The 24,354-nt window shown below is 45.2% G+C and carries 16 protein-coding genes; 14 read left to right on the plus strand and 2 right to left on the minus strand.

Annotated elements, in window-relative coordinates; genetic code table 11:
- The first annotated feature begins 3 nt into the window (after positions 1-3).
- The 8 genes from KHS38_RS16760 (at position 4) to sov (ending at position 15,101) form a co-directional block, all read left to right on the plus strand.
- The gene (locus KHS38_RS16760; RefSeq protein ID WP_213489689.1) at positions 4-1,320 is read left to right on the plus strand and encodes a murein hydrolase activator EnvC family protein; all 1,317 of its coding nucleotides are present in this window, start codon (positions 4-6) and stop codon (positions 1,318-1,320) included.
- 56 nt (positions 1,321-1,376) lie between these two features.
- Positions 1,377-1,700 carry a Sec-independent protein translocase subunit TatA/TatB gene (locus tag KHS38_RS22385; RefSeq protein ID WP_213489690.1) on the plus strand — a complete coding sequence of 108 codons (324 nt, stop codon included), beginning with the start codon at positions 1,377-1,379 and terminating at the stop codon, positions 1,698-1,700.
- 21 nt (positions 1,701-1,721) lie between these two features.
- Positions 1,722-1,892 carry a Sec-independent protein translocase subunit TatA/TatB gene (locus KHS38_RS16770; protein WP_213489691.1) on the plus strand — a complete coding sequence of 57 codons (171 nt, stop codon included), beginning with the start codon at positions 1,722-1,724 and terminating at the stop codon, positions 1,890-1,892.
- A 91-nt stretch (positions 1,893-1,983) separates the two neighbouring features.
- Positions 1,984-3,423: an Asp-tRNA(Asn)/Glu-tRNA(Gln) amidotransferase subunit GatA gene (gene gatA, locus KHS38_RS16775; RefSeq protein WP_249665439.1), complete on the plus strand. Its 1,440-nt coding sequence runs from the start codon at positions 1,984-1,986 to the stop codon at positions 3,421-3,423.
- A gap of 55 nt (positions 3,424-3,478) precedes the next feature.
- On the plus strand, positions 3,479-4,807 hold the full coding sequence (locus KHS38_RS16780; RefSeq protein WP_213489692.1) for a lytic transglycosylase domain-containing protein: 1,329 nt from the start codon (positions 3,479-3,481) through the stop codon (positions 4,805-4,807).
- A 131-nt stretch (positions 4,808-4,938) separates the two neighbouring features.
- Complete coding sequence (locus KHS38_RS16785) at positions 4,939-7,236, plus strand: NADP-dependent malic enzyme (protein ID WP_213489693.1); 2,298 nt, start codon at positions 4,939-4,941, stop codon at positions 7,234-7,236.
- Between the two features lie 206 nt (positions 7,237-7,442).
- Complete coding sequence (gene ruvA, locus KHS38_RS16790; RefSeq protein ID WP_213489694.1) at positions 7,443-8,027, plus strand: Holliday junction branch migration protein RuvA; 585 nt, start codon at positions 7,443-7,445, stop codon at positions 8,025-8,027.
- Between the two features lie 27 nt (positions 8,028-8,054).
- Positions 8,055-15,101 carry a T9SS outer membrane translocon Sov/SprA gene (gene sov, locus KHS38_RS16795; protein WP_213489695.1) on the plus strand — a complete coding sequence of 2,349 codons (7,047 nt, stop codon included), beginning with the start codon at positions 8,055-8,057 and terminating at the stop codon, positions 15,099-15,101.
- 38 nt (positions 15,102-15,139) lie between these two features.
- On the opposite strand, the gene KHS38_RS16800 is transcribed toward sov, so the two are convergent.
- Together KHS38_RS16800 and KHS38_RS16805 are read right to left on the minus strand one after the other, a co-directional pair.
- Entirely contained in the window at positions 15,140-16,915 is a 1,776-nt protein-coding gene (locus KHS38_RS16800) for a hypothetical protein (RefSeq protein ID WP_213489696.1), read from the minus strand.
- Entirely contained in the window at positions 16,905-18,815 is a 1,911-nt protein-coding gene (locus KHS38_RS16805; protein WP_213489697.1) for a hypothetical protein, read from the minus strand. Before KHS38_RS16805 ends, KHS38_RS16800 begins: the two co-directional genes overlap by 11 nt.
- A 118-nt stretch (positions 18,816-18,933) precedes the next feature.
- Here KHS38_RS16805 and miaB point away from each other — a divergent pair, with 118 nt between their 5' ends.
- The 6 genes from miaB to KHS38_RS16835 all read left to right on the plus strand — a co-directional run bounded on the left by miaB (position 18,934) and on the right by KHS38_RS16835 (position 24,280).
- Complete coding sequence (gene miaB / locus KHS38_RS16810; RefSeq protein WP_213489698.1) at positions 18,934-20,391, plus strand: tRNA (N6-isopentenyl adenosine(37)-C2)-methylthiotransferase MiaB; 1,458 nt, start codon at positions 18,934-18,936, stop codon at positions 20,389-20,391.
- Positions 20,392-20,469: 78 nt separating this feature from the next.
- Complete coding sequence (locus KHS38_RS16815) at positions 20,470-21,711, plus strand: sigma-54 interaction domain-containing protein (RefSeq protein ID WP_213489699.1); 1,242 nt, start codon at positions 20,470-20,472, stop codon at positions 21,709-21,711.
- On the plus strand, positions 21,711-22,232 hold the full coding sequence (gene lptE / locus KHS38_RS16820) for an LPS assembly lipoprotein LptE (protein WP_213489700.1): 522 nt from the start codon (positions 21,711-21,713) through the stop codon (positions 22,230-22,232). Before KHS38_RS16815 ends, lptE begins: the two co-directional genes overlap by 1 nt.
- 21 nt (positions 22,233-22,253) lie before the next feature.
- The gene (locus tag KHS38_RS16825) at positions 22,254-23,396 is read left to right on the plus strand and encodes a hypothetical protein (RefSeq protein WP_213489701.1); all 1,143 of its coding nucleotides are present in this window, start codon (positions 22,254-22,256) and stop codon (positions 23,394-23,396) included.
- A gap of 8 nt (positions 23,397-23,404) precedes the next feature.
- Positions 23,405-23,767 (plus strand): preprotein translocase subunit SecG, encoded by a 363-nt coding sequence (gene secG, locus KHS38_RS16830; protein ID WP_213489702.1) that lies wholly within the window; start codon positions 23,405-23,407, stop codon positions 23,765-23,767.
- 237 nt (positions 23,768-24,004) lie between these two features.
- The gene (locus KHS38_RS16835; RefSeq protein WP_158825270.1) at positions 24,005-24,280 is read left to right on the plus strand and encodes a co-chaperone GroES; all 276 of its coding nucleotides are present in this window, start codon (positions 24,005-24,007) and stop codon (positions 24,278-24,280) included.
- Positions 24,281-24,354 lie beyond the last annotated feature (74 nt).

Genomic DNA, 24,354 nt, shown 5'->3' on the forward strand with positions numbered 1-24,354 from the left:
CTGATGAAATTTGTAAGAGTTGTTGTACTGTTTTTAATTTTTGCTTTCGGAACGCTGGCCGTAAAGGCGCAAAGCAGTTCTGAACTTAAACGCCGCCGCGCAGAGCTTACTGCCGAGCTGGAAAACCTGAATCGTGAGTATCAGGAAACGTTAAAAAATAAAAAATCAACACTCAAACAGCTTAACCTGCTCAAAGAGCAGATTAGCCTGCGCGAAGAGAAGATCAGCACCGTAAACTCCGAGATCAGGGGGCTGGATAACCAGATTACCGAAAACAGCCACACCGTACGCACGCTGCAAGGCCAGCTTAATCAGCTTAAAAAAGAGTATGCCGCCATGATTGTGTTTGCTTACCACAATCAAAGTGCCTACAATAAGCTGATGTTTGTATTTGCATCCAAAGATTTTAACCAGGCTTACAAACGTTTAAAGTACTTACATCAGTTTGGCACCTACCGTGAGCGTCAGGCCGCATCCATACAGGGCACGCAGCAAGACCTGCACGTGAAGATCAATCAGCTCGACCGTACCAAAAAAGAAAAGAGCAGTTTACTGCAGGAGCAGGAAAAGGAGAAAGAAACCTTAGGCAAGCAAAAAAGCGAGCAAGATCAGGTAGCGCAAAGTTTATCGCAGCAAGCCGGTACGTTGCGTAAGCAACAACGCGAAGTACGCAATCGTATAGCGCTTGCAAACCGTCAGATCGCTTCTGCTATCAGACGTGAAATTGAAGAAGCGCGCCGTAAGGCCGAAGCAGAGGCCCGTGCTGCTGCCGCCCGTGCCGCCGCGCAGGCTGCCGCACAGGCCCGTGCCGAAAATAAATCGGCAAGCGAGGTGGCTGCTGCCGCTAAACCAAAAGCTATCGCCCGTTCATCAGATTCGCAGGTGCTGTCGGCTACGCCGGAAGCTGCTAAATTATCAAACGACTTTTTGGGTAATAAGGGCCGGCTGCCATGGCCGGTAAGCAACGGTTTTGTTACGCTCGATTTTGGTATCTACATGCAGGAAGGTATTAAGAACGATAATCGTGGTATTGATATCCGTACCAGTGGCGGTGCCGCTGTAAGAGCCGTATTTGAAGGTACTGTAGCCAGTGTTAATGATGTAAGCGGCAGCTACCTGGTGGTAATACGCCACGGTGAGTACTTTACAGGTTACTTCAATCTGCGTTCGGTAAGCGTGAGTGCAGGGCAAAAAGTAAGTACCCGCCAAACTATTGGTACTGTGGCAACTGATCCTACAACTGGCGAGCCTTCTGTGCACTTTGAGCTTTACCGTGGAAAAAATGTCATAAATCCAAAAAGCTGGTTAGCTGCGCAATAGTTTGAACTTTATGCAGTTATAATTGTATATATTTGTACCTTATAAACTAATTACATATGCACAGTGCGGTTTTGTTGTTCCTGAACATCGGTACGCCCGAGCTTATTTTAATACTTTTTGTAGCCTTACTGCTGTTTGGCGGTAACAAGCTGCCTGAGTTGGCGCGCGGCCTGGGTAAAGGCATTCGTGAATTTAAAGATGCATCAGACGGGGTTAAGCGCGAGATACATAATCAAATAAATAGCTTTGATGAAAAACCGTCAGAGCCTGCAGTACGTAATGAATATATAGCCAGTACGCAAACAGATGTTGCATCAGCACCCGTAGTGGATACCACGCCGGCTACTGAACCGGTTATAACAGAAAAGAAAGAATATTAATTTATATAAATTCAAGCAATCATGGGATTAGGAGCACCAGAAATTATTCTGATTATCGTTGCGATTTTAATTTTATTCGGAGGGCGCAAAATTCCTGAACTAATGAAAGGTTTAGGCCAGGGCGTTAAAGAATTTAAAGACGCATCGAATAATAAAGAAACGAGAGAAGAGAAAACAAACGTGCATCCGTAACCGGATAGATTTGCTTTTATCTTTTGCATTTTAAACTTATCATTTGGTAATTGTTATTATCAAGTGATAAGTTTTTTTATTTTAGCACTCTATGATGAGATGCTATGCAACTTTAACTGATATACAGGAAGACCTGCGCAACGGAAGCCTGACGGTTGAAGCCCTGGTGAAAAGCTATCTGCAAAAAGCTGAGCAATTTGCTCACCTGAATGCTTTGAACGAAGTATTTGCCGACGAAGCGCTGCAAAAAGCTACAGACCTTGATATCCGTTTAAAAGCTGGCGAACCTGCCGGCAAACTGGCGGGTATGGTAATTGCCATAAAAGATAATATCTGCTACAAAGGCCACAAGGTTAGTGCCTCATCCAAAATCCTCGATAATTTTACATCCATTTATTCATCTACCGTTGTAGAGCGCTTGCTTGCAGAAGATGCTATCATTATCGGCCGCTGCAACTGTGATGAATTTGCCATGGGGGCATCAAATGAAAGTTCATACTATGGCCCGGTAAAAAACATGGCCGATGAAACCCGCGTTTCAGGTGGTTCATCAGGCGGCTCGGCTGTGGCGGTGCAGGCAGGGATGTGCCATGCAGCTATCGGTACCGATACCGGCGGCTCAGTAAGGCAACCCGCTGCATTTTGCGGCGTAGTTGGTTTAAAACCAACCTATGGCCGTATATCCCGTCATGGTATCATTGCTTATGCCTCATCGTTTGATCAGGTTGGCCCCATCACCAACTCGGTTGAAGACGCAGCTCTACTGCTGGAGGTGATGGCCGGCGCTGATGAGTACGATGGTACATTGGCACGCGTACCTGTTCCGGCTTATAGCAGCAGCCTGTCGCAGGAGCCGGGTACTAAAAAAATAGCTTATATAAAAGAAGCGCTTGATAGCCCCGGACTTGATGCAGAAATCAAGGCGGTGCTATTGCAGTCTATAGAAAAGTTAAAAGCTGATGGCCATGTGGTGGAGCCGGTATCTTTCGAGTACCTGGACTATGTGGTGCCTACTTACTATGTACTTACCATGGCCGAGGCGTCATCCAATCTTTCGCGGTACGATGGCGTGCATTACGGCTATCGTAGCCCGGCTGCGGTTGATTTGCAAAGCACATATAAACGTTCGCGGTCAGAAGGTTTTGGTAAGGAAGTGAAAAGGCGCATAATGCTGGGTACATTTGTACTAAGTGCCGGCTATTACGATGCCTACTATGCCAAGGCACAAAAAGTTAGGCGCTTAATTAAGCAGCGTACGGATGAAATTTTGCAGCAGTACGATTTTATCCTGACACCTACTGCCCCTGAGCCTGCCTTCAAAATAGGACGGCAGGAAAAAGATCCCGTAGTTACCTACCTGGAAGATATATATACTGTACAGGCTTCATTGGCCGGAATTCCGGGCATATCTTTGCCGGTGCAAAACAATAGTGAAGGTTTGCCGTTAGGTATTCAACTCTTGACAAAAAGCTTCGCAGAGGCCGATTTGTTAAAATTTTCGAAATATTTCCAAAAATTATTTAAAAGTTAATAACTTAGTGTTTACGGAAATCGTAAAAGAAGAGAATTCTTTAAACCCCTAAATAATGAAGAAACTATTTACCATTGTTGCCTTCCTTATCTCGTCGCAATTTGGCAAAACGGTATTTGCACAGGGTCCCATCGCTGATACTACTATTGATGAACAAAATCCGGGCCAAAATATTAATTTCCTGCAAGGGTACCGGCACAATGCAATGCCTGTAGCGGTAGCCAAACAGCTGCAGCAAAATGCATACGAAAATTCAACGTTTAAAATTCGGTTGGATTCTATTCAAAAAGACGTGCAGCTGGATTATAATGAGTACGTTCAGTCATTCATAAATTCTTATACATCCCCAAACCGCCGTGCCGAAATGGCGCGCATTATGGGCTTGTCTAAATACTACTTCCCTATTTATGAAAAAGCTTTCCGCGACGCGGGGGTTCCGGAAGAAATCAAGTTTTTATCTATCGTTGAGTCGGCTTTAAACCCGAATGCTATTTCGCGTGTAGGCGCAGCCGGTCCGTGGCAGTTTATGTACTCAACGGCTAAGCTTTACGGCTTAAATATCAATAACTATGTAGATGAGCGCCGCGATCCTATCCAGGCCAGCTATGCAGCTGCTGCCTATTTAAAAGATGCTTACCAGGAGTTTGGCGACTGGCTGCTGGCCATTGCTTCTTACAACTGTGGTAAAGGCAATGTAGAGCGTGCCATGCAACAGGCTAATGCTACCGATTTCTGGTCAATACGTGAGTATCTGCCTGTAGAAACCCGCGGTTATGTGCCGGCTTATATTGCTACTGCTTATGTAATGAACTATTATAATGAGCATGGCATTATGCCACAGGCCTGCAATATGAAACTGAAAACAGACACCGTGCTGGTAAACAAGTTTGTTTCGATTAATAACATTGCCCGCGTGCTGGATATAGATGCTAATGAACTGGCACTGCTTAACCCGGCATATACCAAGCGTATTGTAAACGGTACGCCATCGGCACCTCGCCGTATGGTTATCCCGCAGCTGGAAAAAGCGCAGTACAGTACTTTGTACGATGCTTTAAATTCAGATGCAGCAACCGTAAGAAATGCACAACCGGTATACGCTGCTCTGCCAGACGATCAGTCGGCCGCTGCAGCGCCTAAGCTGCCGTCATTCCACACCGTAAAACGCGGCGAAACCTTATCGGGCATTGCTGATAGATACGGTGTCGAAATTCAGGATTTGAAAGACTGGAACCATTTGCGCAACAGCAAGGCTATGCCCGGGCAGCGTTTAAAAGTAAGTGCCGGCAACTTGTCGGTTGGTAAAACCAAACAGAGCAGCAATAAAGATTATATAACATACAACCGTACTGCCGCTGATAACAGCGCAGTTATGGCCAACTAAAATTTTTTATATCCCGGTAATTTGAAAAGCAGCTCGTCATGAGCTGCTTTTTTATTTTATCCTATTTAAAATCAGGCTTTATAGTAGCAGTTTAAAAAGAATTGTAATTTTGCCTGCTTGAACTTGAGAAGATGAATAATACCAATCGTAAACAGGATGCGCTTAACTACCATTCAAAAGGCCGTCCCGGAAAAATTCAGGTTATACCCACAAAACCAACCAATTCGCAGCGCGATTTAACCATGGCCTACTCGCCGGGTGTGGCCGAGCCCTGTATGGAAATTGCCAACAATACTGATGATGTATATAAGTATACGGCCAAGGGTAATTTGGTTGCGGTAATCAGTAACGGTACGGCAGTATTAGGCTTAGGTAATATCGGCCCCGAGGCCAGCAAGCCGGTAATGGAAGGTAAAGGTTTGCTGTTTAAAATTTACGCAGATATTGATGTGTTCGATTTAGAGCTTAATACCACGAATGTGGATGAGTTTGTGAACATCGTAAAAGCCATGGAACCCACCTTTGGCGGTGTTAACCTTGAGGATATATCGGCACCAACCTGTTTTGAGATTGAGCGGCGTTTAAAAGCAGAAATGAACATTCCCGTAATGCACGACGACCAGCACGGCACGGCAATCATTTCGGGCGCGGCGTTAATGAATGCTTGCGAAATTCAGGGCAAAAAGCTCGACGAAATTAAAATGGTGGTAAACGGTGCAGGTGCTGCTGCCGTTTCCTGTACCAAAATATATTTAAACCTCGGTGTAAAAAGAGAGAACATCGTGATGTTCGATATCGGTGGTTTGATTACACCGGAGCGTACCGATCTGGATGAGATCCGGTTGGCATTTGCTACCGATCGTAAAGATATTACCACGCTGGCTGATGCCATGCGGGATGCCGATGTATTTATTGGCCTATCGGCAGGTAACCTGGTTGATGCCGATATGTTACGCAGCATGGCACCAAACCCAATTGTGTTTGCCATGGCCAACCCTACGCCAGAGGTGTCTTATGATATAGCGATAGCTGCCCGCGAGGATATTATTATGGCTACCGGCCGTTCCGACTATCCTAACCAAGTAAATAACGTATTAGGCTTTCCGTACATTTTCAGAGGTGCATTGGATGTACGTGCTACTGCCATTAACGAAGAAATGAAGGTGGCAGCCACCCAGGCTATTGCCGAGCTGGCTAAAAAGCCGGTACCTGAGGCAGTAAACCTGGCTTATAATACCAAAAACTTAAAGTTCGGTAAAGATTATATCATCCCTAAGCCTATGGATCAGCGCCTTATCACCGAGGTATCCATAGCGGTGGCCAAAGCGGCTATCGAGTCGGGGGTTGCACGGAAAGAAATTACCGATTGGGATGCTTATGCCGAAGAACTGCATATGCGTATCGGTTCGGATGATCGTTTAATGCGCTCTTTAACCGGCAAGGCCAAGCAGGCACCTAAACGTGTTGTGTTTGCCGAGGCAGATAACTACAAGATATTACGCTCTGCCCAGATTGTAAAGGATGAAGGTTTTGCCATTCCGATCCTGCTGGGTGATAAAGAAAAGATCAAGCAAATTATCAGCGAAAATAATCTGGAACTGGGCGAGGTTCAAATTATTGATCCTAACTACGATACAGAACGCATTGATGAGTATGCCGACTACCTGTACCAAAAGCGCCAGCGCAGAGGTATAACACCATATGAGGCCAAAAAGCTGATGCGCGACCGTAACTATTATGGTGCCTGCATGGTACATTTTGGAGAAGCCGATGCGCTCATTTCCGGCCTGACTAAAAACTACGTTAGTACCATTAAACCTGCCCTGCAAATTATTGGTACGGAGCCGGGCGTGCCTAAAGTAGCCGGTATGTACCTGATGATTACCAAAAAAGGTCCGTTGTTTTTTGCTGACACCACCGTGAACGTAAACCCAACAGCACAGGATCTGGTAGACATTACCTTGTTGGTGGAGCGCTCTGTTAAGCAGTTCAATGTAACGCCGCGTATTGCCATGTTGTCTTACTCCAACTTTGGCTCAAATGAAGGGGAGGTGCCCGAAAAAACGCGTCAGGCGGTTAGCATTCTGCACCAGTTGTACCCCGATATGATTATTGACGGTGAGATGCAGGCCAACTTTGCCATGAACCGAGATCTGTTGGCCGATAATTTCCCATTCTCTACCCTGAACGGTAAGCCAGCCAATACACTGATTTTTCCTAACCTGGAATCGGGTAACATTGCTTACAAGTTACTGCAGGAAGTAGGTGGCGCCGAGGCGGTTGGTCCTATTTTGCTGGGTATGAAAAAACCGGTTCACGTGTTGCAGCTGGGCAGTTCCGTGCGCGAGATTGTAAACATGATTACCATTGCCGTAGTTGACGCACAGCAAAAAGAACAAGATGCTGTAGGTATACAACCGGGTATTTAAACGGTTTTTTAAAAAAAGCCCTTAATATATAACCTCAAGAATTAAATTTCGTATAAAATCCTTCTTTGCCACAAGTTGAAGAAAACTTAAGGTAGGGGAGGATTTTATTTAAGTAACCATTTTAACTGAACCTTACCCGCCTTGCTAAGAGATATGTGAAACTGCGCGGAAGGATTTAGTGATGCTATTAAATAAACTAAAACTACATGTACGCTTATATTGATGGAAAACTGGTGTTTAAAAGCCCGGCTTATGTAATAATTGAAGCTGGTGGCATAGGTTACCAGATCAACATATCATTAAACACATTCTCAAAACTGGGTGATGCCGAGCGGTGCCGCCTGTATGTTTGGCTGCACGTTAAGGAAGATGCCCATACGCTGTACGGCTTTGCCGACGAAGGTGAAAAACGACTGTTTCTGCACCTGATATCTGTATCGGGTATTGGGCCCAATACCGGCCGCATGATGCTGTCGTCTATCACGCCTGAAGAAGTTCAGGCGGCTATAGTACAAGGTAATGTTACACAGATACAGCGAATAAAAGGCATTGGCCCTAAATCGGCCCAGCGGGTGATACTTGAACTGCAGGATAAACTGCGCAAAGAAGGACCGGATACTTTAATTACGATGCCGGCCAACAATACGGTTAAAGAAGAGGCGCTTTCGGCCCTGGTAATGCTTGGTTTTGCACGCAATGCAGCCGAGAAGGTGATTGACCAGGAAATGAAGAAAACAGCCGATAACTTAACCGTAGAGCAACTGATAAAACATGCTTTAAAAAGCTTATAATTATAGCTAATAAATTAAACTGTACGATTGGTTAGAAAATTTACGTCAAGAATAATTGGGGTAATCTTGCTGTGTGCTGCCTTGGGTGGTTTTAATAACCTGTATGCCCAAAAGCGGCCGGCAAGCGGTAGGGCTGATTCATTAAAAATTACAGTTCCCTACAAAAATCAGAAGTCTAAGAACCGTAGGCTAAGGGAAGGTATTTTAGATACTGATCCGCCTAACCTGGTTCGTGTTATAGAATATGATGCGGCCACCAACCGGTATGTGCTTATCGAAAAAGTGGGTAACTTAATGTACCGGGCGCCCCGCTATCTGACTTTTCAGGAATACCTGCAGTTATCGCAGCAGCAAAACCAGCGTGATTATTTCAGGCAGTTGACGGATAATTATGCTTACCAATCGCAACAGCCGGGCTTTGTGCCGCAAATTAAAATCCGGAGCCGTACGTTCGAACAGATCTTCGGCAGTCCGAATATCGACATCAGGCCGCAGGGATCGGCGCAGCTGATTTTTGCCGGTCAGGTAAACAGCAATCAAAACCCGCTTTTCAACACCCGTCAGCGTAAGCAGTTCAACTTTAATTTTGACCAGCGCATACAAATGAACCTGACGGGTAGCATTGGCGATAAGCTGAAGATTGCTACCAATTACAATACAGATGCCCAGTTTCAGTTCGAGAACCAAATAAAACTGGATTATACCGGCCGGCCCGACGAGATTATCCAGAAGATAGAGGCTGGTACGGTAAGTATGCCGCTCAATACACAGTTAATTCGGGGTAGCCAGGCTTTATTCGGTGTAAAAACCAAATTGAAGTTTGGCCGGCTGGATGTAACCAGTATTTTCTCGCAGCAGCGTTCGCAATCTAAAACCATTACCATCACCAATGGTACCCAGCAGGGCGAGTTCAGGCTGCAACCTACCGATTATGAGGCCAACCGCCACTATTTTTTGGCCCAGTTTTTCAGGGATAATTACAGCCGAGCCCTGCGCAACCGGCCTCTGCTCAGCACTAACGTAACCATTACCAAAGTGGAGGTGTGGACTACCAACCGTACCAATACCACAACCGATTCGCGCGACATTGTGGCGTTATTGGATTTGGGAGAAAACCGTCCGTACAATACAACACGTGTACAGGGCGGTGCAGGTTTTTCAGCCTTGCCTGCAGGTTTTCAGGGGCCTGGGTTTACCCAACAGTCTAACTCTTTGCTGCAAAACCTGCCTACCGGGGCGCGTTTAACCAACAGCAACGATCTGGCAAACTTTTTTCAGGGAGCAGGCAATACGGATAACTATGCCAAGCTGCCTTATGCCCGCAAACTTACCAGTCGGGAGTTTACCTTAAACCCGCAGCTGGGCTATATCTCATTAAATTATCCTTTGAATAATGACGAGGTACTGGCCGTAGCTTTCCGTTATACTTACAACGGGCGCGAATACCAGGTAGGTGAGTTTTCTAATGATTTACCGGTTGATCCGGCTAATCCGCGTTCATTATATGTAAAACTCCTCAAGAACGAGATACTGAAAACCAACCTGCCAACCTGGGATCTGATGATGAAAAACATCTACTCCTTAGGCGCCTATCAGGTAAGTCCAGTGAATTTCAGATTAACCATATCACGTTTGGATGACAAATCAAACGTAGAGAAGCAAACTATTGACGAAGGTGCAAACATAAAAGGTAAACGCTGGCTGCAGTTAACCCAGCTGGATACCCTGAACCAGCAAAACGACCGCCTGCCCGAGGGCGATGGTTATTTCGACTTTCTGGAAGGTGTTACCATTGATTCACAGAACGGGCGTATCATTTTCCCGGTAGTTGAACCTTTTGGTAGCGATCTGGCCCGGCGCTTTACTGCCGGAGAGCAGGACCTGGCCCGGCGTTATGTATTCCAGCCCTTATACGACTCTACCCGCACCATTGCACAGCAATATTTTCCGCAACTCAACCGCTACCTCATTAAAGGTACCTACTCATCCCAGTCGGGTTCGGAGTTCCAGTTAAATGCAGTAAATATTCCGCAGGGCTCCGTGGCAGTAAATGCCGGTGGCTTGCGCTTACAAGAGGGTACCGATTATACGGTTGATTACAACATTGGTCGTATTCGTTTACTCAATAGCTCCTTGTTGCAATCGGGGCAGCCCATTACGGTGAATATCGAGAACAACGAGCTTTTCGGTATCCAGCAAAAATCACTGTACGGCTCCCGGTTTGATTATCGCGCCAGTAACAAGCTGGCTTTAGGTGCAACTGTTATGCACCTGAGCGAACAGCCGCTTACCCAAAAGCAGGTAATAGGCGAAGAATCAGTATCGAACACCATTATGGGCCTGGATGCTAATTATAGCTCAGAGTCGCGCTTTTTAACGCGTATGGTCGATAAGCTGCCATTCATTAATACCAAAGCGCCATCCTTTGTAAATTTTAACGGCGAGATTGCCCGCCTGATACCCGGATCGCCAAGTGCCCTCAATTTTGCCGGTTCTAAAAAAGGAACATCTTATTTAGATGATTTTGAAGGCAGCCAATCGGTTATCGATTTAAAAAGCGCGCTGGGCTGGCAGATATCGGGTACGCCTCAGTTGTTTTCAGAATCACGGTTGCTTAATGACCTGAGCTATGGCTACAACCGCGCCCGACTTGCATTTTACAACATCGACCCGATATTTTACACCTCTACCTCAACCTTTGGCTTAAATCGTAATGATCTGTCAAACCATTACGTGCGCCAGGTGCTGGAAACCGAGGTGTTTCCGTACCGTCAGTCGGTTACCGGTCAGCCTTTGATTTTACCAACGCTCGATCTGGCTTTTTATCCAAATGTGCGTGGTCAGTATAACTATAGTACCGCCGGCGTAAATAATGATGGTACGCTGCAAAACCCTCGCTCGCGCTGGGGCGGTATTTTCCGCAAGCTCGAAACCAACGATTTTGAATCGCTCAACGTGCAGTACATTGAGTTTTGGATGATGGATCCATTCATTTATAAACCTAATGCGCAGGGGGGCGATATGTACCTTAACTTAGGCAGTGTATCTGAAGATATTTTGAAGGATGGTCGCCGTTCGGTTGAAAACGGTTTGCCGGCAGATGGCGATGCTACCAAAACCGATGAGACCGCCTGGGGCCGCGTGCCTAAATTGCAGCCGGTTATCAATGCCTTTGATAACAACCCGGATGCACGCCGCCTGCAAGACGTAGGTTTGGATGGCATGAACGACCAGGGTGAGCAAACTAAGTTTTCGGGCTTTGTACAGCAAATGCGTGCGCAGTTGAATCCGCAGGCTGCCGCTGCCCTGGCCACCGACCCTTCTTCAGATAACTACCAGTACTACCAGGGGCCGCTGTTGGACCAGGCACGTACCGGTATTTTACAACGCTACAGCCATTACAATGGTACTGAAGGCAACTCTAAAACGGCAGCACAATCACAAGCCGAATTAGGTATATCTACATCCGCCTCTACTTCCTTACCCGATGGCGAGGATCTGAACCGCGATAACAGCATGAGCCAGGCTGATGAGTATTTCCAGTACAAAGTATCTGTTCGTCCGCAGGATATGGTGGTAGGCCAGAATTTCATCAGCGATAAGGTAACTGCGCAAGTTAAAATGGCTGATGGTACCAGCCAATCGGTTAACTGGTATCAGTTCAGAGTACCTATTGTAGGTTATCAATCTAAAGTAGGCAACATACAGGATTTTAAAGCCATTCGCTATATCCGCATGTTCATGACCAACTTTGCTGATACCTCCATAGTAAGGTTAGGTACCCTGCAACTGGTAAGAGGCGAGTGGCGCAGCTACAATGCCGAAAATAATACCAGCAAAGTAATTACGGATAGTGCACTGGTAAATGCCCCGCTTGATAACTCTACCTTAGATGTACAGACGGTAAACGTAGAGGCTAACGGTAACCGCTCGCCTATTCCTTATGTTGTGCCGCCGGGCATAGAGCGCCAGCGCGATTATAACAACCTGCGTACCGATACGCGGTTAAACGAGCAATCGTTGGCCGTAATTGTGAAAAACCTGCGTACCGGTTATTCAAGAGCCGCATACCGTACCTTTTATAATGATTTGCGTTCATACAAACGCATACAAATGTTTATCCATGCCGAAGGCGAACAGCTAACGGATAATGACATGAGTGCCTTTATCCGTTTAGGTGCCGATTATCAGGATAACTACTACGAATACGAAATTCCGCTTAAAATTACCCGCCCCGGCAGTACCGATCCTAATTCGATATGGCCCGAAGCGAACGCGCTTGATATGGAGCTGGAATTACTAACCCGTGCCAAGCTGGCCCGTAACAGCGCAGGCTGGCCGGTTGATAAGCCATACACTTTAGTTGATGGTAATAACAAGGTAACTATTAAAGGCCAGCCGGATTTAAGCCGTTTGCGTACCATTATGCTGGGTGTGCGTAACCCTTACAAGGCTACCGGCGGTTTTGATAAATCGGGTACAGTATGGTTTAATGAATTGCGCCTTACCGATTTTGACCAGCGTGGTGGCTGGGCCGCAACTGCCCGTTTAAATGCCCGCCTGGCCGACTTTGCCGATGTTACCGTTGCCGGCAGTAAAACTACTGTAGGCTTTGGTTATATTGACCAGCGGGTGAGCGAGCGCAGCCGCAGCGATAACCAAACTTATGATATTGCGGCCAGTATGGAACTGGGTAAGCTATTCCCGGAGAAAAGCGGCATGCACATACCGATGTATGTAAACGTATCATCGCAGGTAGCTACGCCGCAGTTTGACCCGCGCATGCCCGATGTGGAATTGAAAGAAAGCTTAAAAGCTGCCAAAAACGATGAAGAGCGTAAGGCTATAAAAGAGGTATCGCAGGACTATACCATGCGCAAAAGCATCAACTTTACTAATGTGCATAAAGCCCGTACTAACCCGGCGGAGCCAACCCACATCTGGGATGTAGAAAACTTTACCGGTACCTACGCTTACTCAGAGTATGAGCACCATGATTTTATTACCCAGAACGATTACCAGAAAATATACAAAGTAGCGTTGGCCTACAACTATAACAGCCAAAACACCCGCTTTTACACGCCGTTAGATAAGGTGATCAAAAGCAATATGCTGGCGTTATTCAGGGATATTAACTTTAGTGTGTTACCATCAAGACTGAATTTCCTGATCAGCTTTGACAGGTTTTATTCAGAAAATACTTTGCGTGATAATAACGATCCGAATAATGCTATTCCGCTATTATCCGGTAATACCACGTTCAACAAAAACTTTAACATTACACGTGTTTATGGTATTGGCTGGAACCTCACCAAATCCTTACAAATGGATATTGATGCCACCAATCTTTCGGTGGTTGACGAGCCGGCCGGCCGCGTTAACGGGCTGAAACGTGATACCCTTTGGAACAACCTGAAACGTTTGGGCCGTACTACCAATTACAATCACACGCTTAATTTTAACTATAACGTACCGCTCAATAAAATTCCGGGATTGGATTGGGCCAGCATGGTAGCACGCTACAGCACGCACTTCAACTGGCAAACCGAGCCTAAATTTGCTATTGATGATCCGGGATATGATGTAGGTAATACTATTCAAAACTCACGTTCAATACAGCTTAACCCAACGCTTAACCTAACATCGCTGTATAATAAGTTTGCTTACCTCCGTAAATTCAGTAACCGGGGTACCGATCAGGGTCAGAGCAGTGGCAGTAAGTTTTTGGTAAGCTTGTTAACCAGTATTAAAAACCTGAGTGGTACTTATACCCGCAGCGAGGGTACTTTTTTACCGGGCTATTTACCGCAAACCAATTTTGCCGGGCAGGATTTTAGCTACAACGCGCCGGGCTTAGGATTTTTGCTGGGCAGCCAAGCCGATATACGCTACAAAGCAGCAGCCAACGGTTGGTTAAGCAGGGACAGCTTGCAAAATCAGTTATATTCTACCACACTGAACGAAGATATTCACCTGCGGGGCATCATCGAGCCAATCCGTGATTTGCGTATTGAGCTAACCGCTTTCCGTACGCAGGATCGTAATTTTCAAACCAACTTTAAATATAACGAAGCTGCGCAAAGCTTTGAGAGTTTAAGCCCGGTTACGTCAGGTAGCTATAGCGTATCCTATATGTCCATCAAAACGGCATTTGAGAAGGCAGCTGGCATCGAAAACTTTTCGAGTACCTTCCAAACCATGCTCAGCAATCGTGGTATAGTTTCACAACGTTTGGGGCAGCAAAATCCTAACTCGGCAGGTGCCGGAGCCAATGGTTACCGTGATGGTTACGGCCCAAATCAGCAGGATGTGTTGGTGTCATCGTTTCTGGCAGCATACTCTGGCAAGAGCGCTCAGAAAGTGAGCCTTAACAGCTTCCCGCAGATTCCTATTCCAAACTGGCAGTTAACTTACAACGGTTTAAGCCGTATCCCTTTACTGAATGATATATTTGAGTCGTTTGACTTACGGCATGGCTATCGTTCTACATATAATGTGAACAGCTATAGCTCGCTTATACGCTATAAGGAAGTGAACGGGGCCAGCAGCGAGCGCGATGTGAACCAGGACTTTCTGCCGTTTTACCAGTTTTCGCAAGTGAGCTTGTTTGAGCAGTTTGTGCCGCTGATAGGTATGGATATGCGCTTTAAAAACAGCATGACGGTAAACGCCGAGTACCGTAAAAGCCGCGCCATGAGCCTGAGCTTGCTGAACAGCCAGCTGGCGCAGCAAAACGAAAATATTATTGTGCTGGGCTTTGGTTACCGTACCCGTAATTTCAGGATGCCGTTTGGCCTGTTGCCACGCATTCGTACCAATAATGAGGTGAACTTTAAATTCGATGTGGCTGTACGCGATAACAAAATATTGATTTACCGTGCCGATGTAGAATCGGCCGAAATATCGTCGGGTGCACAAAACATAACGCTGCGTCCGTCTATCGATTATGTGATCAATCAGCGGTTTAACCTCAACTTGTTTTACGATAGTAACATCACTAAACCGTATACTTCGCAAACCTTCAATACGGCCTTTACCAACTTTGGTATTAACCTGAAGCTTTTGCTGCAGTAACAATAAAAAAGCTTTTAAGAGATCTCTTAAAAGCTTTTTTATTTGTGGCGATACGTTCGGCGTTTTAAGCGTAACGCTTTTTGTGCTTCGTGTTGCTGCTTATTGGCCGTGTGCCGCGCAATGGTGCTTTTTATTCTTTTTTCGGTAGCCGGGTCATACCCAGCGGTTGATTTGATGCCGATAGCTAATGTTTTCCAAACGCTTTTAAAAAAAGGTGTGTCGGGTTGTCTTACATAACTTACCTCATAGCTACGCGGCTTTGCTCCAATGGTGTCGGGGTTGTTATGTTTGATGATCATTGCGTTGGCCATCATAGAGATAATAGCACGCTTGCGATACCTCATGCTGTCGGTTTTAAGCAAGCGTATCCGCAAATCATTATATAGCAAAGTAACTCTGCCGTGCGATAAGGTTTTGTTGCCGGTAATGTCAAAACTAAAGTGCTTAAGTTTACCCGACGCTATTTTTACCAAGGCGAAAGGCATGGTCACAGAGTTAAGCTTTTCGAGATTCATGGCGCCGAGGGTGCCATTATAAGCATATGACCTGGCCGAATCAGTAAGGTTGAAAGTGGCATTTGTGCTTAATGGGCCCTCGTTCATCAACTGCGATGTAAATTGCATTTGGCAAAGGTTGTTATGCTGTAATGCTGCCGGGTGGTTAGTAACATTCAATATCAGGCCGCTGGTATTATTTAACGTGATGTGCCCGGGCTTATGTGAGCGTTTGCCGTAACCTTTATAAGTAACATCTACATGCCGTAGGGCTATCGTGTCAATTTTGATGGTGTTGCTCATTTGCTGAATAGCAACGTTAGGGAAGCTGCGCAGGCGGTTGCCTTTGGATACAGGTGCAGCTGTATTGGTAAGCACACTGAATATACCATGATTGATGAGCACTTTTGAACTGTAGATACTGCGGTATTTATTGTATGTTTTAAAATCGAAGCTGTCGGCCTGTAACGTATCGGCAGAAAAAGCGTAACGGTTGCGTATGTTACGGCTCATAAACACAGCCTCGTCTGCCGGTAATATGCTTAATCCGTTAGCTTGCAGCCGCGAAGTAAGCGTCGAGAATTTAAGCTGTTTTACTTGATAATAATACAAGCCGCTACCGGCTGAGCGTTTAAAATTATTTAGTTCAATCTGAACATCTTTAAAGTAAAAGAAGCGCGATTTATCGTTTTGTGTCGTTGAGTCAATCAGCAGATCATTGCAGGTTAAGTTCATTTCCTTCAACTCCGAAATCTCCAGCTTATGACCCGAGTAGTCATCATACTTGAATTTTACATCATTAAGCATAACCTGCCCAATGTGGATAGATTTGAGCATTGATTTTATGCGCTGCCAGGTTGTAAGATGATCTTTAGGCAGGCTGTCGGTTTTATGGTTTAGCCGGTAAGTTACCTGCAGTTCGGGAGCGCTCAAAATAATTTGCCCGATATCCAGCTTGCCATCAAAGTACAGGCGCAAAGGGTGCATGCGCTTAATCACCAACCGTTTTACTTTAAGGCGATATAAGTTATTGGGCGCAAAATTTAGTTTGGTATTACGGTTGTAAACCGCCATGTTGGGTTTTACGGTAATGTTGTGAATTACCAGCTTGCCTTGCAGTATATGAAAATCAGCATCTTTAAAATCGGCCTCGTATAAGCTGTCAGTGCTGGTTAGTACCGTAGCTTTTACTTTTTGGGCCAGTATGGGCGACCAGTACCGGTTTACAAAGTAAGCTGCAATAATAATTACAATTACAAGAATCAATACAATTTTAGCCAGCGCTTTTTGCCATGCATATTTTAAAAACTTAACTGCCATTAGTTGTCTGCGCTTCTTCCTTTTGCTTTTTTTCGGCGGCTTCGGCTTTTTTCTTTTCTGCTTCTTTTTGGGCCTTACGCTCTGCACGTTTTTTACGGCGATCTTCCCGGAACTGTTTAAAATCCGATATCAGGCCGTTTACTTTTTCTACCGTTTTGGTAACCGTCTCAACGGTTTTGTTTACCCGGTTTTCTGTCTTTTCGTCAAAGCCTACGCTTGGCTTCAAGCCATCCAGCAGGTTTTTATACAAAAAGCTGAAAAAAGACAAGGTGGGTTCCCGCCTGAAATTGATAGGTCCGGGCCTGAAGTTGCCTTTTTTGTCGGGGTTGCTATCCTCAATAATTAATGTGTTAGCTATTTTGGATATCAGCCCCTGCGTTTGCAGTTGCTTTACACCTTCTTCTTTTTTTAATAACTGAACATTCAGGTTCTTATAGTAGAACTTCAGATTACCTCTCCCAAAATAATTATTTGCACTCACATTAAAAACTAATTTTTGTACATCGGCCGATTGTACATGTACCAGCGCCAATGGCTTAACCAGTTTGTCGAGCACACGCCCGTCAAACCGGCCCAGTACGCCCGAGTAGGTGAAGCCGCCTTTAGGGTCATTCAGATTAAACCTGAGGTTTAGTTGCAAATCACCAGCGTTCATAAAGCGGGTGCGCAGGTGTGCCGACATGTAATGGTTTTTGGCCTTGGCAGCCGGATCGTTAGTTACGTTGGTAAGGTAGCCGCTGGTATGTTTAAAAAGTATGGTGCCCGTAAAGCCGGTGCGGGCATCAGCTTCGGCATAGGTAACATCGGCATCATAAATATTAAGGCGGGTTAGTTTCATATCCAGTGCTACCCTTTGCAGTGCTTGGTGCGGGTCTTTGCCTATTTTGCTGGTTTTTACATGTTTTTTGTAAGCGTTGTTATTGTAAATTTCAACAAACGGTTTATTAATGTTTATGGTACCTGCATATAACTGCTGGTTGCGTAAAAAGCGCTGCAAATCAATGTCATTAATGGCTATGCGGTTAAAGCGCAGGTCATAGCGCTCTTGTGGTCGGCGTATTTTGTCGTAAAAGGCTTTTTTGCTATAGCGGGGTTGCAGCGCTACTTTATCCAAAATAAGATTTCGCTGCGCGGTTGAAAAGCTGATTTGTTTAGCTACAGCATAGTACAGGCTATCAGGCGTAGCCAGCTTATAATCATGTACTTTTAACTGCACACCACGGGTATAGTAGAAACGGCTGCTGTCTTTTTCAGAAAGCGAGTCAATGTAAACATCAGATATACTGATATCTACATGCTTTAGCGTGTTCTTTTTAGGTAAGCGGTAATTCTTATTCACATATTTAAGGCTGATATCATTCAGCGCAATGGAATCTATACGCAGTTGTTTAAAAATCTTTTTAATAAGCTGATAGGGCGTTTTGGGCTTGCCCACTTTAACGCTGTCGTTAAAATGCAGCCGCTTATTAACAATAAGCAGGTCCGGGTTGTCAATAATAATCCGGTTTATATTCAGGATCTTTTCCTGATAGGCTTTGCGGGCGCCTACATTTTTAATAGTTAGCTTTTTTACCCGGAGAGCGTAAATATTATCGGGTGCTTTTTTCTGCGCTACCAAACGGTTGTATACGTTGGTGTCGGGTATCAGTTTAAAGTCGCTCAGTATGGCATCGCCCGATGCCAGGTTAAGATCAAAGTCAGAGTATTGGATATGATAAAGACTATCGCTTGAGCTGATGATAGCTTCCTGTAATTGTTGTTGCAGGTAAGGTTTCCAACGGTCTTGTGCTATGTACTTGTTATAAAAGTAATATCCGGCACCGCCAATAAGCAGCAATATGGCCAGTACGATGAAAGGCCATTTTGGAAATTTTTTTCTTGGGCGTTGCTCATTATCCATTACCGTGCGGGTTAAATCTATTACCTTAACAAGCAAACTTAAATTTTGTTAAATGCTGACAAACTGTCATTCATGTAAATAAAAATTATGTATTTTTGCAGCTCTAAAAAATTTGATAATGATGGATTTGCTTATTCCGGATAAAACACATGATGAAAGCAGGCAGGGTGAGGCATTGATGCTGGAGCAGGCTGAAAACAAATCTGATCCTAAATATAACGGCCGCAAACTATATATTGAAAGCTATGGCTGCGCCATGAACTTTTCAGACAGTGAAATTGTTGCCTCAATTTTGCTGGATAAAGGCTTTGAAACCACTACAGATTACAACAACGCTGATGTGGTTTTCATCAACACCTGTTCAATCCGTGAAAATGCAGAGCAGCGTGTGCGTAACCGTCTGAAAGAATTTACAGTGGCCAAGGTGAAAAACCCCGGCCTGATTGTAGGCGTGCTGGGCTGTATGGCCGAGCGTTTGAAATCAAAGTTTTTAGAAGAGGAAAAGCTGGTTGACGTAGTAGTAGGCCCTGATGCCTACCGCGACTTGCCCAACCTGATTGACCAGGTAGATGACGGTGCCCGCGCCGTGAACGTGCTCCTGTCGCGCGAAGAAACTTATGCTGATATTAATCCGGTTCGTTTAAACAGTAATGGTATCAACGCCTTCGTGTCTATTATGCGTGGCTGCGATAACATGTGCTCATTTTGCGTGGTGCCGTTTACCCGTGGCCGCGAGCGTAGTCGCGATCCGCAATCTATAGTAAACGAGTGCCAATCATTGTTTGACCAGGGGTATCGTGAGGTTACCTTACTGGGCCAGAACGTAGATTCGTACAAATGGAAACCAACTGCCGAAGGCGATAGCATATCAATTGACGAAATTAAAGGAACCAACTTTGCGCAGTTGCTCGAAATGGTGGCTTTGATTCATCCTGATTTGCGCGTACGCTTCTCTACCTCGCATCCTAAAGATATTACCGACGAGGTGCTGTATACCATAGCTAAATACGATAATATCTGTAAGTATATCCACTTGCCGGTACAATCAGGCAATAGCCGTGTACTGGAACTCATGAACCGTACTTATGACCGTGAATGGTATATGGACCGCGTGAATGCCATTCGTCGCATCATTCCCGAGTGTGCTATATCAACCGATGTAATTGCCGGTTTCTGTTCAGAAACGGAAGAAGAGCACCAGGAAACACTAAGCATGATGGATTTTGTGCGGTATGATTATGCTTACATGTTTATGTACTCCGAGCGTCCGGGTACGTTGGCTGCCAAGCGTTATGCAGATGATATTCCGGAAGCGGTTAAAAACCGTCGTTTGAAAGAGATTGTGAACAAGCAGCGTGAGCATTCGTACGAGCGTTTACAGGCACAGGTAGGTAAAGTGCAAAGAGTTTTGATCGAGGGTTTCTCTAAGAAATCGGACAAAGATTATTGCGGTCGTAACGACCAGAATGCCATGGTAGTTTTTCCGGTAAGTGAAAACTATAAGCCCGGCCAGTATGTAAACATATGGGTTGAAAGGTGCACTACCGCCACCTTGCTTGGCAAAGTGGTTGATTAAAGGCATTATATAATATACGGTTAAGAATCTCTTAGCCGTATATTGTTATGTCCTGTATTTTACATCTAAATCTACAACATGGACGTACAAGAAATTAAACAACGCTTTGGGATCATCGGCAATTCGCCGCTGCTAAACCGGGCTATAGATATTGCAAACCAGGTAGCGCCTACCGATATTTCGGTACTCATTACCGGCGAAAGCGGTAGTGGTAAAGAGGCGTTCTCGCATATTATACACCAACTTAGCTCGCGCAAGCACGGGCCATTTATTGCCGTAAACTGCGGGGCTATACCCGAGGGTACTATCGATTCGGAACTTTTTGGTCATGAAAAAGGCGCTTATACCGGCGCTGTTGGCGAACGTAAAGGTTATTTTGAAACTGTTAACGGCGGCACTATATTTTTGGATGAGATTGGCGAAATGCCTTTAGGTACGCAGGCTCGCTTGCTGCGGGTTCTGGAGTCGGGTCAGTTTATTCGGGTGGGCTCATCCAAGGTAGAAAAAACTAACGTGCGCGTTATAGCCGCCACCAACGTAGATGTGTATGAAGCTGTAAAGGCCGGCAAATTTCGTGAGGATTTGTACTATCGTTTAAATACCGTTCCGCTACGGATACCACCGCTGCGTGATCGCCGCGAGGATGTGTACCTGCTGTTCCGCAAGTTTGCGGCAGACTTTACCGACAAATATCGCACGCCTCCTATGCAGTTGGATGAAAGTGCTCAGCAGGTGCTTACAAATTATAACTGGCCGGGTAACGTCCGTCAGTTAAAAAATATTGCGGAGCAACTGGCCGTATTAGAACGCGACCGTACTATTACTGCTGCAACGTTGCTAAATTATATTCCGCATGAAGCCGGCCGCAGTAACCTGCCCATGCGTGTTGAAAATCAATCGCGCGAGGATTTTTCCGAAAGAGACATCCTTTACAAAGTGCTGTTTGATATGAAGCGTGATATGGTGGAGCTTAAAAAGCTGGTAGCTGAAATCATTGAGCATGGTGCTGCACCGGGCAGCTATGCGCATAATCCGCAGGTGTTAAACCAGTTGTACCATGATATCGAATTACCCGATCATCAGGAAACACAATTTACTTTGCAACAGCCCGTTGTTAATACAAATAACAGCAAAATTAACGAGCCCATTATTACACCTCACGCCGAGGAGGTAGAGGAGTCGTTGTCGTTGGTTGATAAAGAGTCGGACCTGATACGTAAGGCCCTTAAAAAGCACAAAGGCAAACGTAAGCTGGCGGCCCATGAGCTGGGTATTTCTGAACGCACCTTGTATCGTAAAATTAAAGAACTGAATTTATAATGCTGCTAAAACGAGCAACGCTCACTATTGTACTGATTTTGGCCACCGTTGGCCTTTTTTCATCATGTTCAGTAACCCTGAACGGCGCTTCTATACCGCCTGAGATGAAAACTATTAATGTGGAATTTTTTGAAAATAATGCGCCGCTGGTAGTGAACAACCTGAGTCAGCTGTTTACCGAGTCATTAAAGAATCGTATCCGTTCACAAACGCGATTAGCTATTGTGCGGGGCGAGGCCGATGCGGTTATATCAGGCGCCATAACCGGTTATAGCATAGCGCCGGTTGCGGTTCAGGCCACACAAGGTAATCAGGCGCCTATTGCCTCGTCATCCAGATTGACCATTACGATAAACGTAAAATACGTGAACGAGAAAGACAAGAAGCAGAATTACGAGCAGTCTTTCAGCCGTTATACCGATTTTAGGGGTGATTTGGCAGGGCAGGAGCAGAACCTGATCCAGGTAATCAACCAGCAGTTAACCGAAGATATTTTTAATAAGGCTTTTGCCAATTGGTAAGCATTACTTAGTTCAACCTACGTGGAAGAGAATCAACTTCAGCAATATCAGGATATATTTCAGCAGGTTTTGGCACGGCCAAATCAGCCGGATAGCGCTTATTTGAGCCAGGCAGATGCGCTGGTGAAAGCTTTTCCGCAAAGCGGTTTGCTTCGGGCTTTGATGGCTACAGAAAGTGATACGGCCAGTTTAAAGGCAGCGGCAGCATGGTTTGCCGGTAGTTCGCTTTATCAAGTGGTAAATGCACCGGCTACTTTACCGCAGGTATCGTCTGCGCAAATCATAGTTCAGCAAACAAAAGTTGCTGAATCGCAGGCTGAAGCTTATGAGCCGGAAGTGATTAATGAATCGGTTGGAGAGGTTGGCAGCACAGTTTCGGTATCTGCAGAGCAAGTTGCCGAGAAAAGTGATAGCTACTATGAGGTTGTTGAAGATGTACAGGAACAGCCGGTAGTTGAACCTGTTCAGGTTCTTAAAGAAGCGGAACCGGATACAGTTGAAGCAACATCTTTGCAAACGGTAAACGAAGAGCCGTCGGCACCGCTGCCCGAAACGCAAAAGCTGATTATTGAAAATATTGCGGCCAGTAACTATTTTGTGTTCGATCGTTCGTTTATTGATCGGAATAGGCCCGATGCTGCGCCCGAAGGCTATATCAACCAGCAAAGCAACAAGCCGCCGTTTGTTAAGCCTGTTAACCAACCCGCTGTTGCGCCCAACAAAGTAACCCGGTATAATGATGATACCATGCCTTACAGTTTTATGTGGTGGCTGGACAAAACCCGTAGAGAATACAGTGGTATATATCAGCCTTTTGCTTCGCAGCAAACAGGTACTACTGCTAATGCTTCTGACAGGCAGCCGGATACAGAACCGCAAACTTTGGAGAGTCGTAAGCGTGAAGACCAGATCATAGAACGTTTTATTAAAGAAGAGCCCCAGATAAAGCCGCCAAGCAGCGATAAGCTGGATAATGAAAATAAGGCCCGCTATAGCGCCGAGGATGATGAGGAGATGATTACCGAAACGCTGGCCCGCATTTATGCCGATCAAATGCTATATGCAAAAGCCATAGCTGCTTATAAAATTTTAATATTGAAAAATCCGGAAAAAAGCAGTTACTTTGCAAGCCAGATTGAAGTTTTAGTAAAAAAGATTAATTAACATAAACAATGTACATCGTATTATTAATTGTAGCCATTTTGGTTTGCGTACTGTTAGCCATTATTGTATTGATACAAAACCCTAAAGGTGGTGGCTTGTCATCTAACTTTTCAAGTTCTTCACAAATGCTGGGCGTGCAAAAAACAGGTGATATTTTAGAAAAAGGAACCTGGGTTTTAGCCATCTCTTTAATGGTGCTGTCATTAGGCATCAATATGGCAGTGAAAAGCAGCAGCGGAGGCAGCGATGCATCCCAGTACCGCGATCAGATTCAGAAAGCATCAAAACCAACGGGCGCAGTTAACAGCACCATGCCGCCACCGGGCGCGCCTGCTGCACCGGCAAAACCAACAGATACAACTAAAAAGTAATTTAAATATACAGAGGCTCCGGTACGCAACCGGGGCCTTTTTTGTTTTCAGGCATTCTGCCATCATGGCATTGTCATGCCATTGTAAGCCCTGCTCTCTTTTCCCTACTTAGTTTTAAACTGACATTACATCAGCCCGTAGCTGACAAATTTTGCTTGTATAACGGTTGGCATAATTGCTGTTACTGAGTATGCGTAAAACCAACATTTACACTTTAAAAATATAAAATCTATAATTATGTCATTAAACATTAAGCCTATTGCAGACAGAGTAGTAGTAGAAGCTGCTCCTGCCGAAGAAAAGACTGCATCTGGTATCTTTATCCCTGATACCGCTAAAGAAAAACCTCAAAAAGGAACTATTGTAGCTGTAGGTGATGGTAAAAAAGATGAGCCTTTAACTGTTAAGGTAGGTGATCAGGTTTTATATGGCAAGTATGCCGGTACTGAAATTACTTACGAAGGCAAAGAGTACTTAATTATGCGTGAATCTGATATCTACGCAGTTCTGTAATTATTGAAGGTTTGATGAACCGAAGGATTAATTTGACATCCTGTTCAGCATTTAATCATTCTCTCACTCAACAA

Source organism: Mucilaginibacter sp. Bleaf8 (assembly GCF_018390515.1).
Lineage (GTDB): Bacteria > Bacteroidota > Bacteroidia > Sphingobacteriales > Sphingobacteriaceae > Mucilaginibacter.

Bases quoted from the DNA above. Each gene is read 5' to 3' on its own strand.
- KHS38_RS16760 (WP_213489689.1), top strand. From the start codon at position 4: ATGAAATTTGTAAGAGTTGTTGTACTGTTTTTAATTTTTGCTTTCGGA.
- KHS38_RS22385 (WP_213489690.1), top strand. From the start codon at position 1,377: ATGCACAGTGCGGTTTTGTTGTTCCTGAACATCGGTACGCCCGAGCTT.
- KHS38_RS16770 (WP_213489691.1), top strand. From the start codon at position 1,722: ATGGGATTAGGAGCACCAGAAATTATTCTGATTATCGTTGCGATTTTA.
- gatA (WP_249665439.1), top strand. From the start codon at position 1,984: ATGATGAGATGCTATGCAACTTTAACTGATATACAGGAAGACCTGCGC.
- KHS38_RS16780 (WP_213489692.1), top strand. From the start codon at position 3,479: ATGAAGAAACTATTTACCATTGTTGCCTTCCTTATCTCGTCGCAATTT.
- KHS38_RS16785 (WP_213489693.1), top strand. From the start codon at position 4,939: ATGAATAATACCAATCGTAAACAGGATGCGCTTAACTACCATTCAAAA.
- ruvA (WP_213489694.1), top strand. From the start codon at position 7,443: ATGTACGCTTATATTGATGGAAAACTGGTGTTTAAAAGCCCGGCTTAT.
- KHS38_RS16800 (WP_213489696.1), bottom strand. From the start codon at position 16,915: ATGGCAGTTAAGTTTTTAAAATATGCATGGCAAAAAGCGCTGGCTAAA.
- KHS38_RS16805 (WP_213489697.1), bottom strand. From the start codon at position 18,815: ATGGATAATGAGCAACGCCCAAGAAAAAAATTTCCAAAATGGCCTTTC.
- miaB (WP_213489698.1), top strand. From the start codon at position 18,934: ATGATGGATTTGCTTATTCCGGATAAAACACATGATGAAAGCAGGCAG.
- KHS38_RS16815 (WP_213489699.1), top strand. From the start codon at position 20,470: ATGGACGTACAAGAAATTAAACAACGCTTTGGGATCATCGGCAATTCG.
- lptE (WP_213489700.1), top strand. From the start codon at position 21,711: ATGCTGCTAAAACGAGCAACGCTCACTATTGTACTGATTTTGGCCACC.
- secG (WP_213489702.1), top strand. From the start codon at position 23,405: ATGTACATCGTATTATTAATTGTAGCCATTTTGGTTTGCGTACTGTTA.
- KHS38_RS16835 (WP_158825270.1), top strand. From the start codon at position 24,005: ATGTCATTAAACATTAAGCCTATTGCAGACAGAGTAGTAGTAGAAGCT.